This window comes from Shewanella sp. 10N.286.48.B5, assembly GCF_002874355.2.
In the GTDB taxonomy this organism is placed as follows: domain Bacteria; phylum Pseudomonadota; class Gammaproteobacteria; order Enterobacterales; family Shewanellaceae; genus Shewanella.
In genome coordinates this window covers 2,402,640-2,418,285 of record NZ_MCVG02000001.1, presented here as the reverse complement: position 1 = coordinate 2,418,285, position 15,646 = coordinate 2,402,640, and the positions used below count along the sequence as shown (strand labels likewise).

Below are 15,646 nucleotides of genomic sequence, written 5' to 3'. Positions count from 1 at the left end.
AAATACACCAATCTATTTGGTCACAAACAATATTGGAGCATCTTAAGTGTCTTGTTCAACATCATTGGATCAATTTTCTAACCGTTATATTCAAGCTTACCAAGATACCTTAGGGGAATTACCGCGATTTTACCCAATGGGTCAAGGGTCTAGTTGTATTGAGGGCCAGTATGATCTTGAATCTGATGAAGCGGTATTTTGGCAGACTGTTAAGCGTAAAAGCACCGCAGACTTTAGTAATGTCGAACATGCTTTAGAGCTTAAGCTGCATGATGATATCAATGATTTTTACGGCCACTTCTTTTCAGCATCACTGTATTTTGATTCAAACTGGGGTGAAGGCGAATTACTGCAAGTTTGGAATCAGCAAGACTTTGAATCTTTGCAGCAAAATATCATTGGCCATTTGATGATGAAGAAAAAACTCAAACAAGCACCAACCTGGTTTATCGGTGTATTGGGTGATGGCGATAACATGCTAACGGTTGATAATGAAGATGGCAGTGTGTGGATTGAAGTGCCAGGCAATAAGCCCCATGAAAAGCTTGCTAATAGCCTAGCTGGGTTTATCGATAGCCTAACGCCAAGAGTCACACCAGCAATTGAACCTGTAGAAGAAGATCATGGCCATGTGCCACATCCGGGGATTTGGCAGCGAATGAAAATGATGTGGAATGACTTATTGAGACGAAAGTCATAGATCAACGTTATTAATTTGCGATAAACCAAAAAGCCTGACTTATAGATTAATTAAGTCAGGCTTTTTGTTGAAAAGAAGGTTAATGATGCAGCTGTTCTGATCGATGTTAGATACTTCAGAACAATAACGTTTGAAATTATTACTGATGATCCCATGAGATATTCGACACAATTCTGCATGGCTCACATCTGAAGTGAAACATATCCAATAATGGCTCATCCAATAACCACTGTTTCGATCCACAGCGTGGACAGGCTCGTTCTTTTTCAGACTGTAAACTTTCACCACCAACGCGATAAAGATAATAATAAGTCGGAATTTTGGTAATAAATTCAATTCTGCCGCGGATATCCCAGCCTCGTCTAAATAAATCACTTTTATGACTGGTCAGTTCTTCTAATGCTGCAAATTCAGCTTTGGTTGCCGCCGCCATTTGCAGTTCATCACAAGCTTGCCACTCTGTTTGCCAGCGAATAACTCGCTTATGGTCGCCATTAAAGCTTGCTGGAGTTTGATATAGCGGAATAGGGAGAAGGTTGTCGCCACTTCTTAATGGTGAGCACATATGTACATAGCTGGTGTAAAGCACCTGCCAGCTGGGAGTGCCGACATTACTTTGCTCTGAATTGATATCTTGGCCGATAAACTTTTCACGTGGCGCCAATAACTTTGCTTCAGTTAGCATAGTTAATGCTTGCTTGACCCATGGGCTGTTGTTACGGGCTGATAAACTGTTTTTTTCAGGTATTAATAGCCTGACTTTAAACTCACCTTCATTAAATGCGATAGCAAATTCTCGTCCTAATACTTGGCCATTGGCTCTGAGTGCTTCTAGAAAGTTATTAATGGCTTTTTCTGCCGCAGTGATAGTGGTATCGGCGAAACATTCAAATCTGAGTTCAGTGACAAACATGGTTTTCCGTTTTTAGCTGGTTAAATGTATTGAGGATGTGGTGCTTAACTTTCTAATTGTACAATTCGTTTTTCAAGTGCTGCTATCTTTAGGGCAAATTCACTTTCGACAGCGTCAAATTTAGCCTGCCATTTTTGTTCTAGCGCCGTTAATGGGTCTTGAGCCGTTTCAGTATTAGCTGGCTGTATCATGGCTGCTAAATCGGGTAAGTCTTGCCATTGCTCTTTGGGGATGGCTTTAAATTGCTGCAACCCCTGAATAAGGGTTGGCATGGCTATCCGCGTACCTAATTTACCTTTTATTAACGCTAATGTTGGCGTATGACCTGCTACAGCAATGGATTTTGCCGCCGCAAGGACTTGTTCAATTGGACTCATAATTAGTGAAAATCCTTAAATATTGGTAGTGAAATTACTCAAAAAGTGAGACTTGGTTTTAAATGATGAATAAAATCAAGGGTTTAGCTTTTGGCACACTTTTAGCTTAATCAGTATTGAGAACAGTATAACTTACTCTGAAAAACAGTTTCAGTAGAAATTACATTAGAACCATTTGAAAGGGACGTATTATGAAAGCAAAATTGGGTGCAGCATTAATTATGGCTATAGCAGCGACTTCACTAACTGGTTGCGTATTGAATGTGGGCGATCACGAAGGTAAGCGTAGTGATTCATATTGGCAAAAACAACAACAAACTAATCGTAATAACTTAGCGAAACTTTCAATCGGAATGGCAAAAGATCAAGTCACCATTTTGATGGGAACGGCTGATTTCAGTGAGGCTTATGTGACCCAAGCAGATGCACAAAGTCCGAAGAAAGAGGTTCAGGTGTTTTTCTACCGTACTCAATGGAGTAAAGGTGACGGCAAAACCACAAAAAGTGAATGTACCCCAGTTGTGATAAGTGACAACAAATTAGTGGGTTGGGGTGAAACTGCTTACCAAAACATTTAATTTCTTAATAAAACGTCCAGTTGGTCTATTAATTCAGACCACTGGCCGTCTTGATGTAAGGCCTCTTCAATAAAGTGTCTTTGCGATTCTGACCAAAATCCAGCCTGTGCAATGGTGCTATTTTTAGCCAGTTTATGTTGTTCGATAAACTGGTTAATATCTTCCTTAGATGAACTTAATCCTAATTGCTGAAATAAGTGTTCAAATGTTGTCGTTGTCGTATCCATGAGCTTTCACCATGTATGAATGATATTACTTTACTAAGATTAGGTGACCCTATTTAAATTGCAATATGTTTCAAAGTTGTTAAGTTGAGACTATCAACTGGATTAGTTAAGAGTGACATCATGGAAAACAACACTTTGCCCCCGAAAACTCAAGCTGCGCCGTCTTTGGATGAACAAACTAACGATCAACCTAGAGCGGTTTATTTGACTGCGGAAGATCTAAGAGTTGCAGCATCGATTATTTATAATGCCTATCATGATGATCCATTTTTTATTGAAGCTTTAGCCACTGCTAATAAAGCCAATTACGAACAAAAACTGCGGGCTGCAATCAGAGAAGAGCTCACAGAGTTATGGCAGCAAGAGCAACCATTAATTGGTTGGTTTGAAGGCAAACGTCTCATCGGTGTCGCCTGTGTGATCACCCATCAAGTGCCTCTTGGTGAAAGTCGTTACTGGCACTGGCGTTTAAAAATGGTACTCGGCACTGGTTGGAGTTCAACCCAAGCATTTATTAAAAAAGAGCATACCATCTTAGAAAGTTTACCGAGTAAACAATACGGTATTTTACAATTTATCGCTTTGAGCCCTAATGAGCAAAGAAAAGGTAATGGGGCAAAATTAATTCAAGCGGTGTTAAGTTGGTGCGATGAGCAGTTAGAGCTCGATGGGATCGGAGTATTTGTTAACAACGATAAACATGCAGCGCTTTTTATTGGTGAAGGTTTTGGCCATTTGTCTGATCAAACCATTGGCTCTGTTGATGGTGAGATATTAATTTATCAAAGTAAATCGGAGCAATAAATGGCTGATAAACAGTATCAAGACTTTAAGTCGTTTTATCCTTTTTATTTATCACAACATCAAAATGCCACATGTCGGCGCTTACATTACCTCGGCTCTGGACTGATAGTGTTATTGCTGTTGGTGACTCTAGTTAGCCAGCAATGGTGGCAACTATTATTTATCCCTGTCATCGGTTATGGATTTGCATGGATTGGTCACTTTGTATTTGAAAAAAACAAACCTGCTACTTTTGAATATCCGCTATACAGTTTGTTCGCTGACTGGGTAATGTTTGCGCAAATGTTAAAAAAGCTATTCCTCTCAAAGTCATAAACAGGCAAGTTTCACTTTGGCGTGTAAGACTTATCTCACATACCCTGTAAGTTATCTAACTTTAGTCTGTATGCATTCTCTAGCTGAATTTGTTTTTTACCAATTAAAACATAGCCTTAAGTTTTCAGGTCTGTTTTGGTGACGAGAATTTATTGGTTTGTGAGTAAATGGGGTGTTTTCTCGCCAATGAATTTAGCTAAAATATTCCACAAGGTCGCAACATAAATAAAACAGGGTGTTTTGTTTAATATTGCACTTATAATGAATAGTCATATTGTAAAGCCAACAACCTTTGGTCGTTAATGTCTCAGGATGAGATGACAATTAAAGGAAGGGGGCTGGTTATTCATTGAGATATTTATATGAGAAAACCTCTTATTAGCTATCTCAAAATATGAATTCAGGACGAAGTCAGGACACGCTCAAGGAAAGGGCATAAGCTCAGTTATGGATAACTGAAACTAGGATGAACCCTCTCAGGATGATGACGGATTGCAGGATGCAGCATACCAGGATGGTAATCTAGGAGTAAAACTGTCAGTCAAAGGGATAGACTGTTCAATGGATTGAAAGCTCAAGTATTCAGCAACTGGCAAGAATACAAGGAAATTGAGTAACAGGGAATAAAGGGAGCAGGGAGCAAATAATCGCATGGATGGAGCAGGGAAGCACAATTTAGCCGGATAAGCTAACAGAGCGTAAAATAGGCGCAATCTTAATTTATTAGGATTGCGCTTTTTTACATTTCAGAAATACAAATGTTAAATATGTGAATTTTTTTGCAGTGGTTAATTTCCCTAATAGCCAGAGTGTTTGTGCGATATATCTCACAAGGGGTGTAAGCCTTATCGCATTTGAAACGCGCCTTAAATTAGGTTTATTTTAAAGTTGTTGTTTTTATTGATTTTAATTTGACGCCTGTTGGTTTAGTGGTGTTACTACTTTGTAATTACGCTGTAATGTGAATACTTATGACTTACCTGTTGAACCATATGAACTATAATAGATACCAAGAAAGCAAATATGCACAGGAAGTGCTTAAGTTGTATCAATAGGATTATAAGTAAAGTGTTTTCTGCTCTACAGTGACTTTCAAATCAAGGTAAAATGTACGCTATGGACAGTGGCATGATTAAAAGGTTAGTGACAAGGAGTTAACTAATACCCCATCACTGCAGTTTATGGATATAAGCGACTTTATTAGATTGAAGGACATCAATTAAGGGATTTACGCCATAAGGGATTTATGGTGATTGCATTGGATGCAATAACTTGATTAAAGGATGTCATGGAAGAACCCCAAGGATGAATTAAGGACACGCTTAAGGATTTGAGCAGGCTCGGTCAATGGATAATCGAGTAAGATGGAAAGTACTTAAGTGTACAAGGAATATCAAGGATTGAATAAGGATAGCGCTCGGAGCAAGTTAGACGCATGGATGGTGCAGGGAGCACAACAATAGCTGGATGGCTTAACAAAAGCACAAGAGACCGCGGCAATGATTTGTCGCGGTCTTTCTTTTGGCTAGCGTTTAATAAATAACGATTTTCCAGTAAAAAATGGTTTATGCAGTATGGCTTACCTATTGAGTCGTTAAGCCAATAAATTACTTACACTTTCCGGAGTTGCAGCTAGATGCGCCGCCACAACCACCAAACTTACCTTTTGCCATCGGCGCATCCATCCATTCTGGCTCTGGGAAAATAGGCCAATTTATTTTTTCTATTTTTTTACCATGCATTTGGATATGCGCGCGATATTGGTTCATGCCATCGGTGCTAAATTCAAACAAAAATTTAGCACGCCAACAAAGGCCAGTAGTACCACCCAGGCTAGGTCTTGCTGACTCCATTGCGATAGCAAGGAGTTGTACTTTTTGCTTGCCGCAGGCGCTTTCAGCATACTTACGGCTAATTTCTGCCATTTGTCGTAATTGCCAAAAGAATGCGCCCACAACCACGACTGCTACGATTAAAATAAAATCTGACATCATTGGCTTAGTGCCTTAAATAAACCGCCAATAGCCGCTGATAGTTTCTCACTTCGTTCGGTATTTCTTAGTTCAAGCAACAGCGGCTGGCGTAAACTCGGTATAGACACGATATCAGCAAATACTTGGTTAAAGAAGATTTGTGGCTGATTTGCTAAGACTTCTAGATAAAGTTTGCGAGTTTGGTCATCTTTTAATGCAATCCAGTTTCTGGCAGCAATGGTGATCAATAAGTTTTCATCAAGTTGTTGGTAATTAACCAATTGCTTAATGGCTTTTTGAGTTAACTCAGCTTGTGAAGCAAGGGCTCTAAGATAGATATGCTTATGCTCAACCGGCGCTTGAGATAACTTATCAAACAAGGTTTGTGCAAGCACTGCATCAATGGTCACATGTTCTAAGCATTGGCAAATAGCTGCTTGAACTTCAACTGGGGCAAATTCAAAAGCGGCATTAATTTCTGCAGCGTGGTTATGTTGATCTAGGCGCACACAGATGTCGGCAATGCCTTGAAGCCCTAACTGCTGCCACGAGTCATCCACTTTCTTTGGACTTGCTATCAGCGCAGCAAAGTAGCTAGCGGCAAATTGATATTGCGCTGATGGTTGCTGGCTTAATTGACGTTTTACTAAGGCATTAAATAGAGCTAGCTTTTCCTGGCTAGGCTTGAAGCTAAAAGGGTGATTAGCATAGCGCTCTTGTTCTTCATCACTTAATGCTTTGGTTGGATCTTGCCCTAGAGCTTCGAGGATCATTTTGATGAATTGACTGCGCTGCGCTGGAGACAACAAGCCTTGCTCATCCAGTGGCAGCTTTAAAAACCAAATAAAAGGTGGCTGTGCTTCGCGCCAAAACACGATGGCAAATTGTGCATGACCTTGAGTTGGAAAAGGGTAAGGGGTTTTTAATGCTTCAATTTGATTAAACAACATCATATCGATGTTTTCGACTCTGCGGCCTAAATCATAAACCTGAAATTGAGTATTAGCGGTGTCTAAAAATTCACTTAGGGTTTCGAGTTGTGTCATGGTGTTTTTATATAGCGATTAACTTGTGCGTATTATAGGGTTAACTGCCTCCTGATGATATAATTAGTCGCACAAACAATCGTGTTATTTCAAACTTGTGTGAGCGATAAATCACAGTTATGCCGTATATTAAAACAGAGCAATACTTAATTCAGATAGAACAAAACCTTAAAGATGCAAACTTTTGGTCATCGACTAAACCTTCTGCTCAAGCGCTTGCGAGCAGTTCTCCTTTTGCCTGCGATACCATGGGGTTTGAGCAATGGTTGCAGTTTATTTTTATCCCTAAGATGCAACAGCTTATTTGTATGAAGCAGGCTTTACCTACTCAAATAGCCTTAGCCCCTATGGCGGCACATGTGTGGAGTCAGCGTGATGATCTTAATCCTTTGATACGTTTATTGGCTGAGTTAGACACCTTTTTAAGTGAGCAATAACATGATAGATGATGAATATTTCGATGACCAAGAAGATGCAGCGAGCCTTCAAGCTGAAACGCTAGCAGCGGAGGGGCTTGAAGATGAAACACCGCCTGAGTTAGAAATTCTTTTTGAAGATGAGCATCTGGTGGTTATTCATAAGCCGGCTGGTTTGTTGGTGCACCGCAGTTACCTTGCAAGAAAGGAGCGCTTTTTTGCGATGCAACTGACTCGAGACCTAGTGGGCTGCCATGTGTTTCCGGTGCACAGATTAGATAGACCCACATCAGGAGTGTTAGTTTTTGCCAAAAGCAGTGAAGTCGCCAGAGCGCTTTGTGAGCAGTTTGAACATCATCAAGTGACGAAAGAATATATCGCTTTGGTTCGAGGCAATATGCATGAGGCAGGCCGTTTAGATTACGCTTTAAAAGTAGAACTAGATGATGTTGCCGACAAAAAGGCCAATAAAGATAAGCCCGCACAAGAAGCGGTAACTGATTATAAGCCGTTAATGAATGCAGAGATCCCATACAGTTCTGGACGTTATCCCAGTAGCCGCTTTTGCTTAATTAACCTTACACCGCAAACGGGCCGTAAACATCAACTGAGACGACATATGGCACATTTACGTCATCCTATTATTGGTGATACCACCCATGGTGATGGTAAGCAGAATAAGTTTTTTAGATCGCACTTTGAGATAAATCGTTTATGGCTTATCGCTAAGTCAATTCGTTTTACTCATCCTGTGACCTTAGAGAAAATGCATATAGAAACAGAATTGGAGCAAGAATGGCTGAGGATATTTGAGCAGTTTGGCTGGGATGATGCGCTTGATTGCTCAGCACCTATGGATATTGCTTAGTAGGCTATAAAAAATTCTTACGTAAAAACTATCACGTAATAATAAGTTACGTAAGAATCTTAAAGATAAATCCAAGTACTTGGTAAGTGCGCTTATTAAGTACTTTGTTTTAAAGGGGTTTTATTGTGTTTTAACAATAATGCCTTCAACTTCTCGAACTCATCAATTTTTGCAAGTGGCTCGCTAGTATCTTGTTGTTCACATCTAAAGTAAAAGTTTCGCCTAATATGGGCGGCCTTATGCTGGAGTTTGAACAATCTATGCCGGTTGGCTTGGCGCATAACAATAACCTTAACGTTTAGATAAGTTGTTACTTTTGTTTGTATTTCATACTTGCAGCCCAGCGCTGGAATGCAGTATGGTGAAGCTATTAACTCAAATTAGTCAGCATTTAAGCTGTAATAATCAATGCAGTCAGTGAGCTTGGGGAAAAGTATATCATGGATAAAGTTAATATAGTGTTCGGAACAGTATATGGAAGTGCACAATTTGTTGCTGAAACATTAACCGATAAGATCGCACAATTGGATTTTAATACCCAATTGTTTCAGCCAACTGAGCTATTGGGCTATGTTCCAGCTGAAGATGAATTACTGATCATAGTGACCTCTACCACTGGTCACGGTGACTTACCTGAAGATATTGCGCCATGGTTTAATGAGTTGCGCTCAATAGCGCCTTATTTGCCTAAGCTTAACTACAGCGTTATTGCCTTAGGTGACTCAAGCTATGAAACATTCTGCGGCGGAGGAAAACAATTTGATGAACTGCTTACTGAACTCGGTGCAACCAGTATTACGCCGCGCCTTGAAATCGATGCCTGTGAAACCATGGAACCAGAAACAGAAGCCACACAATGGATAACAACTTGGCAAACCGCAGTAACCCAGTCGCAAGGCAGTTAAGGTTATTAAGCCAGCGGTGGTTTAAATTTGCTCAGCGTCTTAGTCAGGCGCTGTTAATTCCCATCGCCATTTTACCCGCTGCAGGTGTCATGCTCGGGCTTTCTGCCAATCCCCTTCCTTTTATATCTACCGAACTCGCCATCGTGCTTTCGAATGTGGGTAATCTAATTTTTACCATGATGCCGCTATTATTTGCGATAGCTATTGCCATTGGCTTTTGTCAAGACCAAGGTATTGCCGCCTTTGTCGCAGTTTTTGGCTTTGGCGTTTATATTTCAAGCCTTGGAGCAATGACAACCCTTTATCACTTACCCTCGAGGCCCATTTGGGGGATGGAGACAATGGATACCGGAATTGCTGGTGGTGTGCTGATTGGCGCGCTGACTTGTTTGGTGGTGCGATTGAGTGAAAATGTAAAACTGCCAGCAGTGTTCTCATTTTTTGAAGGCCATCGAAGCGCTGCGTTAATCATTATTCCATTTTCCATGCTGATGGCGTTTATCTTGGCCCATATTTGGCCCACACTGGCCTATGAAATCGATTCTTTATCCTTATGGGCTGTATATCAAGAGCCTGCTGTCGCCTTTGGTGTTTATGGCGCCATTGAACGATTACTTATTCCATTGGGCCTACACCACATTTGGAACGCGCCATTTTACTTGGAAGTGGGACAATATATTGATGACGGTAAATTGGTGAGAGGTGAAATAGCTCGCTATCTTGCTGGTGATCCTGCTGCGGGTAATTTTGCTGGGGGTTACCTCATAAAAATGTGGGGACTCCCTGCTGCAGCGTTGGCTATTTGGCGTAGCGCGGATAAATCTGAACGTAATCGCGTTGCCGGGATTATGCTGTCAGCGGCAACCGCAAGTTGGTTAACTGGGATCACCGAACCCATTGAATTTGCCTTTATGTTTGTGGCGCCGATATTGTTTTTAATTCACGCCATTCTGACTGGTGTGGCCTATAGCGTTTGTGTTTTGCTTGAAGTAAAACACAGTGTGGTGTTTTCCCACGGACTGATTGATTTCAGTTTGTTGTTTGCTCAATCAAGTAATACTCAATGGATTTGGTTTTTAGGGCCATTAACGGGGTTTGTTTATTATCTTTTATTTAGGGTGAGTATTGTAGCATTTAACTTAAAAACCCCTGGGCGGTTAGAAGCTGATGGTCACGGCAATAAAGAAAGCCTACGCAGCATGATTAGTGCTCTTGGCGGGGCAGACAATATTGTTGAATTAAATGCTTGTTTAACCCGCTTACGGATTACAGTCGTGAATCCAAAACTTGTCGATAAACCCAGGTTGATGCGCTTAGGCGCGAAAGGGGTGATCAAAGTGGGGCATGGAGTACAGGTGGTATTTGGGACTAAGGCGGAAAGTTTGCGCAAACTACTGCAAAAGTACATCGACACCCGTAAATGATTATTAAAACCTCATAAATATAGCAACTCTTTTAACTATTTAATAATTAGGTTGCTATAAAAAAATCAATTATTGATATATCTGGTTATTTAATTACATCTCCCATAAAAGCTATGTTAAAAGTAAAATATAGTTTTTAGCCAGCTGCATTTTATTTGAATGTAAACGTCATCGATTTAATTCTTGTGAGCCAATAGTTTATGAAGTCTAAAAGTAACCCAGTTAACAATACAGCAAGCCTAGAGCGAAAAATTTTGATCACTGATTGTGAAGATGCAAAAGGCCTTATCGCTAAAATTACCGGGGTGTGTTTTGCCCATAAGCTAAATATTATTAAAAACACCGAGTTTGTTGACCATGAACAAGGGCGCTTTTTTATGCGTACAGTCCTTGAAGGACAAATTAACGATCAGCAGTTATTGGCCGACTTAACTGAGGTGTTACCTTTACAAAATCACATGAAGCTGGTGGATGCAGGCCGAAAACGTATAGTCATTTTAGTCACCAAAGAAGCCCATTGTTTAGGTGATATTTTAATGAAGTCCTATTATGGCGGTTTAGATGTTGAGATCGCTGCAGTGGTGGGTAACTACGATGTGTTGCAAGGCTTAACTGAAAAGTTTGATATTCCATTTCATCATGTTAGTCATGAAGGTTTAGACCGAGCCCAGCACGAGCAAGCGATGCTTGAGGTTATAAAAAACTATAATGCTGATTACATTGTATTGGCAAAATATATGCGAATTTTAACTCCTGAGTTTGTCGCTGAGTTTCCCAATACCATTATCAATATTCATCACTCATTTTTACCGGCATTTATTGGCGCCTCACCTTATCGTCAAGCGTGGGAGCGTGGGGTAAAAATCATTGGTGCGACAGCCCACTTTGTCAATAATTGCTTAGATGAAGGGCCTATTATCAAACAAGATGTGATTAATGTTGATCATAGTTTCAGCGCAGAAGAACTCGCTCATAATGGCCGCGATGTTGAAAAAAGCGTGCTGAGTAAAGCCCTGCAGCTTGTCCTTGATGAACAAGTAGTAGTCTATGGTAACAAAACCGTGGTTTTTTAGACTTTTAATGAAGTAACAAAAAGGTCTGTCAGAGTTATCTGGCAGACCTTTTTTATATCCAATAAGGGGCTCATTTAGCTGTAAGCGTTAATAAAGCGGGTTATTGCTTATTTGCTGATAAAGTAGCAATGCCGCCACCGTTATAAGTTTGAGTGTAGCCTGCAGCGGCTAACTCATCGTTGGCAATACCGCTTCTGCGGCCGCTGCGGCAATACAATACGATGGCTGTATCTTTGGCAATATTTTGTTTATTTAGCTCTTTAAGGGCGATATTAAAGGGAATATTAATCGCGCCCTCAAGGTGACCTGCGGCAAACTCTTCAGCGGTTCTTACATCCAATATCATCGCACCCTTGTTAATTTTTTCCCACGCAATAACGGGATTCATATCTTGGGCAACGCTGATTTTACTCACTGTTAATACCATTAAGCACATGGCAAGTAGGGTGAGCGCTTTAACTGTTTGCATGGTCAATTTATTACAATCTAATAGCTGCACTGTGGCTCCTTATTGATATATTTTTGCAATGCTATTGGGTTGCTTTTTCAGCTTCGGTTTTTAGACCGAGTTTTTTCATCACCATAGCGGCGGGACAAAAACCAGTAAAAGCACTTTGAAATAGATTAGCACCAACAAATGCTGTCAGCCAAATAAAATGGTGACTGACGGTAGCGGTAAGCACTAAAGATAACAGCACCATAAAGCCGGCAAAAGCCATAATTGATCTTTCAATAGACATAAGTAACTCCTTAAACGTTAGATTAGTTGTGGATCCCTTGGCGGTTTTTCATTACTGCGTAATACAGCACTGGGATAACGACCAAGGTTAAAATGGTTGAAATAAATATCCCGAAAATAAGGCTGATTGCCAGCCCACTAAAAATCGGATCATCAATGATAAATAGTGCGCCAATCATGGCGGCAAAGGCCGTTAACATAATCGGTTTGGCGCGCACTGCAGCGGCATTGATCACGGCTTGTTCAAACGGCACACCTTCGGTTGCCTGTTGATGGATAAAATCAACCAGCAAAATTGAGTTTCGCACTATGATACCGGCCAGCGCGATCATGCCTATCATTGATGGGGCGGTGAATTGCGCCCCGAGTATTGCGTGTCCTGGCATGACCCCAATAATGGTTAATGGAATGGGCGCCATAATAATCAGTGGCACGGTATAAGATTTAAATTGTGCGACTACTAATAAGTAAATCGCAATCATACCCACCGCATAAGCAATACCCATATCGCGGAAGGTTTCATAAGTTATTTTCCACTCGCCATCCCATAGTACGGCAACTTCATCTAAGCCGTCGGGCTGATTGGCAAAGTATTGGCTCATTGGGTATGCTGCTTCACCACTTTCTTGCTCATGGTTTATTTGGCCTACCATATCAAACATGCCATACAAAGGGCTGCCTGTCGGGCCTGCCATATCGGCAATGACCATGATCATGGGCACCATATTTTTATGGATAATAGTGGTATCAATGCTGGTTTGTTTAATTGAAGCCACATCAGCAAGGGTGACCATTGCTCCTGAGGCTGAAGGGATTTTTAATAACATCACCTGATGCATATCCACCTTGGCGGCTTCATCAAGCTGCAGCCTGATTGGTGTTGGCAGGTGCAAGTTGCTTTGATAAAGGTAACTGGTATCTTTGCCATCAATTGCCGCTTGAATAGTATTAACAATACTTGAGTAAGCCACCCCAGCAATTGCAGTGCGATTACGATCAATACTTACTTGCCATTTACTTTGCTGTGCGGGTAAATAAATATCCACATCTACAACGTGTTCAGTTTGCTGAAAACGGCTCATTAAATCGTTAGCCGCTTGTTCGCGCAGCGCTGTGGTCGGTGCGTAAACTTCAGCCACAATCGGTGACCATACTGGTGGCCCTGGAGGCACTTCAACAATTTTGATATTGGCATTGTAAGCGACACCAATGGCTTGTAAAGGCTCTCTCACTGACATAGCAATATCATGACTGTTTCTATCACGTTCTGACTTTTCAACCAGATTGACTTGAATATCAGCCACTTCTTGGCTTTCACGTAAAAAGTAATGTCTCACTAGGCCGTTAAAATTCATTGGCGAGTGGGTGCCTGCGTACAACTGCAAGTGTTCAACTTCTTCAACAGTCGTCAGATAAAGTCCAAGCTCTTGTAGCAGTTTTTGATTTTGCTCAAACGGCGTGCCTTCAGGTAGATCAACAATCACCTGAAACTCCGATTTATTATCAAAAGGCAGCATTTTAAGCACAACGGCTTGCATGAAGGGTAATGACACCGCGAGTGCGATTAGTAGCACAATGCCTAACGCCATAGCTTTACGCGCCTTACTGGCGTGTTCACCATCAAGAAATGGTTTCATGATGAAAGTGAAAAAGCTCAGTAATTTAGTTGAGGCTGTTTCTGTATGGGGTTGCTCATTTAGGTCACTGCTGGTGTTACCTCGGTGAGCTTTGGCATTAAGCCATTTATTACTCAGCCATGGGGTCATCACAAAAGCAATCAATAGCGAGATAAGCATGCCCATACTGGCATTGATGGGAATAGGGCTCATGTAAGGCCCCATTAAGCCAGAAACAAACGCCATTGGCAGTAATGCCGCAATAACGGTAAAGGTGGCCAAAATTGTCGGCCCGCCCACTTCATCCACAGCCTGTGGGATTAATTCTGTGAGCGGTTTATTACTCATCGCCATATGACGGTGAATGTTTTCTACCACAACAATGGCGTCATCCACTAAGATCCCAATTGAAAATATCAGTGCAAAAAGTGAAATACGGTTAAGGGTAAAGCCCCATGCCCATGAGGCAAATAATGTCAGTGCTAAGGTAATAATAATAGCGACGCCAACAATGGCTGATTCGCGGGCGCCCATAGTTAATAGCACCAATATCACCACTGCAGCGGTAGCAAAAATTAATTTAAATATCAGTGTGCTGGCTTTTTCGCCCGCGGTAGCGCCATAGTTACGGGAAACAGCGACATTGACGTTATCAGGAATAAGTAAGTTATCGAGTTTGGCAACTTTATCTGTAATTAAACCGGCAATATCTACCGCGTTTTCACCGGCTTGCTTACCAATAGCAATGGTTACAGCAGGGAATTGACCTTGCTGATTAGCATACCAGACCTGCTGCTTTTGAATATCGCTTTTTAAGGTGATATCAGCAACATCGGCTAAATAAACCACCTTGGCGCTGGCAGGCTCAGTGATTGAGTTATTAGCGGGTATTACTTTGATAACCAGGTTTTTAAGATCGTCAACTGAGTCTAAAAACTGTCCAGTTTGAACCTTAATCTCTTGATTATTTTGGGTTAATGAACCTGTTGTTGAGACGGAATTATTACTGTTTAGCACTTGCTCAATTTGTTCAATCGTGACCCCAAAACTGTTTAGCTTACTAGGATCTAAGCGAACATTGGCAATAAGCTCATGCCTACCTTGAGAATATATCTCACGGGTGCCTGGGATACGTTTTAGTTCAGTTTCTAGTACCGTAGCGACTTTAGTGAGTTGCTCAGGGTTCATGGTGGGATCATCTGACCATAAGGTGAGACCAAAAATAGGTACGTCATCAATACCGCGAGGTTTTATCAGCGGCTCACCAATGCCTGCGGCTTGATTGAATTTATCAAGATTAGAATAAATTTTATTGTATAAATCGACAACAGCTTGTTCTCGAGCAATGCCCACTTTGAAGATGGCAATGATTAAGGCGCCGTCAGGCTGTGAGAATGAATAAAGGGTATCAACACCTTTAATTTCTGAAATAATTTTTTCGGCAGGTAAGGTAACCTGATTAGCGACTTGCGTAGGACTTGCACCTGGATAGGGGATAAACACATCAGCAAAGGTGACATCAATTTGCGGCTCTTCTTCTTTAGGGGTTATGAGCACCGCAAATAAGCCGAGTAGTAATGCCAAAATAGCCAGTAAAGGGGTGATAGCACTGGTTTGAAAGTTCTTCGCAATGGTGCCAGAAATACCTAAACGAGGTTCTGAATTAGCCATG

The 15,646-nt window shown here is 41.2% G+C and carries 17 protein-coding genes; 9 read left to right on the top strand and 8 right to left on the bottom strand.

What is annotated here, in order from left to right; all coding sequences use genetic code 11:
- Positions 1-46 precede the first annotated feature (46 nt).
- Complete coding sequence (syd, locus tag BCU57_RS10355; protein ID WP_102437532.1) at positions 47-700, top strand: SecY-interacting protein; 654 nt, start codon at positions 47-49, stop codon at positions 698-700.
- A gap of 139 nt (positions 701-839) precedes the next feature.
- Here the strand turns inward: syd and BCU57_RS10350 are convergent, their stop codons facing one another.
- Positions 840-1,613, bottom strand: a complete 774-nt coding sequence (locus BCU57_RS10350; RefSeq protein ID WP_102437530.1) for a Zn-ribbon-containing protein — start codon at positions 1,611-1,613, stop codon at positions 840-842.
- 44 nt (positions 1,614-1,657) lie between these two features.
- The gene (locus BCU57_RS10345; protein ID WP_102437528.1) at positions 1,658-1,990 is read right to left on the bottom strand and encodes a hypothetical protein; all 333 of its coding nucleotides are present in this window, start codon (positions 1,988-1,990) and stop codon (positions 1,658-1,660) included.
- 191 nt (positions 1,991-2,181) lie between these two features.
- Here BCU57_RS10345 and BCU57_RS10340 point away from each other — a divergent pair, with 191 nt between their 5' ends.
- On the top strand, positions 2,182-2,568 hold the full coding sequence (locus BCU57_RS10340; protein WP_102437526.1) for a DUF3192 domain-containing protein: 387 nt from the start codon (positions 2,182-2,184) through the stop codon (positions 2,566-2,568).
- On the opposite strand, the gene BCU57_RS10335 is transcribed toward BCU57_RS10340, so the two are convergent.
- Positions 2,565-2,795, bottom strand: a complete 231-nt coding sequence (locus tag BCU57_RS10335; protein ID WP_102437524.1) for a DUF2789 domain-containing protein — start codon at positions 2,793-2,795, stop codon at positions 2,565-2,567. The two genes, BCU57_RS10340 and BCU57_RS10335, sit on opposite strands and share 4 nt — an antisense overlap.
- 165 nt (positions 2,796-2,960) lie before the next feature.
- Here BCU57_RS10335 and BCU57_RS10330 point away from each other — a divergent pair, with 165 nt between their 5' ends.
- Together BCU57_RS10330 and BCU57_RS10325 are read left to right on the top strand one after the other, a co-directional pair.
- Positions 2,961-3,599, top strand: coding sequence for a GNAT family N-acetyltransferase (locus tag BCU57_RS10330; protein WP_102437597.1), 639 nt, complete (start codon positions 2,961-2,963; stop codon positions 3,597-3,599).
- On the top strand, positions 3,600-3,914 hold the full coding sequence (locus tag BCU57_RS10325) for a DUF962 domain-containing protein (RefSeq protein ID WP_102437522.1): 315 nt from the start codon (positions 3,600-3,602) through the stop codon (positions 3,912-3,914). It begins immediately after the preceding gene.
- Between the two features lie 1,607 nt (positions 3,915-5,521).
- Here the strand turns inward: BCU57_RS10325 and BCU57_RS10320 are convergent.
- Together BCU57_RS10320 and BCU57_RS10315 are read right to left on the bottom strand one after the other, a co-directional pair.
- A complete protein-coding gene (locus tag BCU57_RS10320) occupies positions 5,522-5,908 on the bottom strand; it encodes a DUF3301 domain-containing protein (protein WP_102437520.1) in 387 nt (128 codons plus the stop codon).
- Positions 5,905-6,933, bottom strand: coding sequence for a DUF3549 family protein (locus tag BCU57_RS10315; protein ID WP_102437518.1), 1,029 nt, complete (start codon positions 6,931-6,933; stop codon positions 5,905-5,907). The genes BCU57_RS10320 and BCU57_RS10315 overlap by 4 nt, the downstream gene beginning before the upstream one ends.
- A 119-nt stretch (positions 6,934-7,052) precedes the next feature.
- On the opposite strand from BCU57_RS10315, the gene BCU57_RS10310 reads away from it, so the two are divergent.
- From BCU57_RS10310 to purU, 5 genes are all read left to right on the top strand, one after another.
- Positions 7,053-7,370 carry a YqcC family protein gene (locus BCU57_RS10310; RefSeq protein ID WP_102437516.1) on the top strand — a complete coding sequence of 106 codons (318 nt, stop codon included), beginning with the start codon at positions 7,053-7,055 and terminating at the stop codon, positions 7,368-7,370.
- 1 nt (position 7,371) lies between these two features.
- Positions 7,372-8,217 carry a tRNA pseudouridine(65) synthase TruC gene (truC, locus tag BCU57_RS10305; protein WP_102437514.1) on the top strand — a complete coding sequence of 282 codons (846 nt, stop codon included), beginning with the start codon at positions 7,372-7,374 and terminating at the stop codon, positions 8,215-8,217.
- Between the two features lie 440 nt (positions 8,218-8,657).
- Positions 8,658-9,122 (top strand): flavodoxin, encoded by a 465-nt coding sequence (locus tag BCU57_RS10300; protein ID WP_102437512.1) that lies wholly within the window; start codon positions 8,658-8,660, stop codon positions 9,120-9,122.
- Complete coding sequence (locus BCU57_RS10295) at positions 9,074-10,546, top strand: PTS transporter subunit EIIC (protein ID WP_102437511.1); 1,473 nt, start codon at positions 9,074-9,076, stop codon at positions 10,544-10,546. Before BCU57_RS10300 ends, BCU57_RS10295 begins: the two co-directional genes overlap by 49 nt.
- Positions 10,547-10,746: 200 nt before the next feature.
- Complete coding sequence (gene purU / locus BCU57_RS10290; protein ID WP_102437509.1) at positions 10,747-11,619, top strand: formyltetrahydrofolate deformylase; 873 nt, start codon at positions 10,747-10,749, stop codon at positions 11,617-11,619.
- Between the two features lie 100 nt (positions 11,620-11,719).
- On the opposite strand, the gene BCU57_RS10285 is transcribed toward purU, so the two are convergent.
- The 3 genes from BCU57_RS10285 to BCU57_RS10275 form a co-directional block, all read right to left on the bottom strand.
- Positions 11,720-12,088, bottom strand: a complete 369-nt coding sequence (locus tag BCU57_RS10285; RefSeq protein WP_102437595.1) for a rhodanese-like domain-containing protein — start codon at positions 12,086-12,088, stop codon at positions 11,720-11,722.
- Between the two features lie 61 nt (positions 12,089-12,149).
- Positions 12,150-12,359, bottom strand: coding sequence for a DUF2892 domain-containing protein (locus tag BCU57_RS10280; RefSeq protein WP_102437507.1), 210 nt, complete (start codon positions 12,357-12,359; stop codon positions 12,150-12,152).
- Positions 12,360-12,381: 22 nt separating this feature from the next.
- Entirely contained in the window at positions 12,382-15,645 is a 3,264-nt protein-coding gene (locus tag BCU57_RS10275) for an efflux RND transporter permease subunit (RefSeq protein WP_102437505.1), read from the bottom strand.
- Between the last annotated feature and the right edge of the window lies 1 nt (position 15,646).

What these genes read in the sequence shown, in the direction of transcription:
- BCU57_RS10350 (WP_102437530.1), bottom strand. Translation starts at nt 1,613, where the DNA reads ATGTTTGTCACTGAACTCAGATTTGAATGTTTCGCCGATACCACTATC.
- BCU57_RS10345 (WP_102437528.1), bottom strand. Translation starts at nt 1,990, where the DNA reads ATGAGTCCAATTGAACAAGTCCTTGCGGCGGCAAAATCCATTGCTGTA.
- BCU57_RS10340 (WP_102437526.1), top strand. Translation starts at nt 2,182, where the DNA reads ATGAAAGCAAAATTGGGTGCAGCATTAATTATGGCTATAGCAGCGACT.
- BCU57_RS10335 (WP_102437524.1), bottom strand. Translation starts at nt 2,795, where the DNA reads ATGGATACGACAACGACAACATTTGAACACTTATTTCAGCAATTAGGA.
- BCU57_RS10325 (WP_102437522.1), top strand. Translation starts at nt 3,600, where the DNA reads ATGGCTGATAAACAGTATCAAGACTTTAAGTCGTTTTATCCTTTTTAT.
- BCU57_RS10320 (WP_102437520.1), bottom strand. Translation starts at nt 5,908, where the DNA reads ATGATGTCAGATTTTATTTTAATCGTAGCAGTCGTGGTTGTGGGCGCA.
- BCU57_RS10315 (WP_102437518.1), bottom strand. Translation starts at nt 6,933, where the DNA reads ATGACACAACTCGAAACCCTAAGTGAATTTTTAGACACCGCTAATACT.
- BCU57_RS10310 (WP_102437516.1), top strand. Translation starts at nt 7,053, where the DNA reads ATGCCGTATATTAAAACAGAGCAATACTTAATTCAGATAGAACAAAAC.
- truC (WP_102437514.1), top strand. Translation starts at nt 7,372, where the DNA reads ATGATAGATGATGAATATTTCGATGACCAAGAAGATGCAGCGAGCCTT.
- BCU57_RS10300 (WP_102437512.1), top strand. Translation starts at nt 8,658, where the DNA reads ATGGATAAAGTTAATATAGTGTTCGGAACAGTATATGGAAGTGCACAA.
- BCU57_RS10295 (WP_102437511.1), top strand. Translation starts at nt 9,074, where the DNA reads ATGGATAACAACTTGGCAAACCGCAGTAACCCAGTCGCAAGGCAGTTA.
- purU (WP_102437509.1), top strand. Translation starts at nt 10,747, where the DNA reads ATGAAGTCTAAAAGTAACCCAGTTAACAATACAGCAAGCCTAGAGCGA.
- BCU57_RS10285 (WP_102437595.1), bottom strand. Translation starts at nt 12,088, where the DNA reads ATGCAAACAGTTAAAGCGCTCACCCTACTTGCCATGTGCTTAATGGTA.
- BCU57_RS10280 (WP_102437507.1), bottom strand. Translation starts at nt 12,359, where the DNA reads ATGTCTATTGAAAGATCAATTATGGCTTTTGCCGGCTTTATGGTGCTG.
- BCU57_RS10275 (WP_102437505.1), bottom strand. Translation starts at nt 15,645, where the DNA reads ATGGCTAATTCAGAACCTCGTTTAGGTATTTCTGGCACCATTGCGAAG.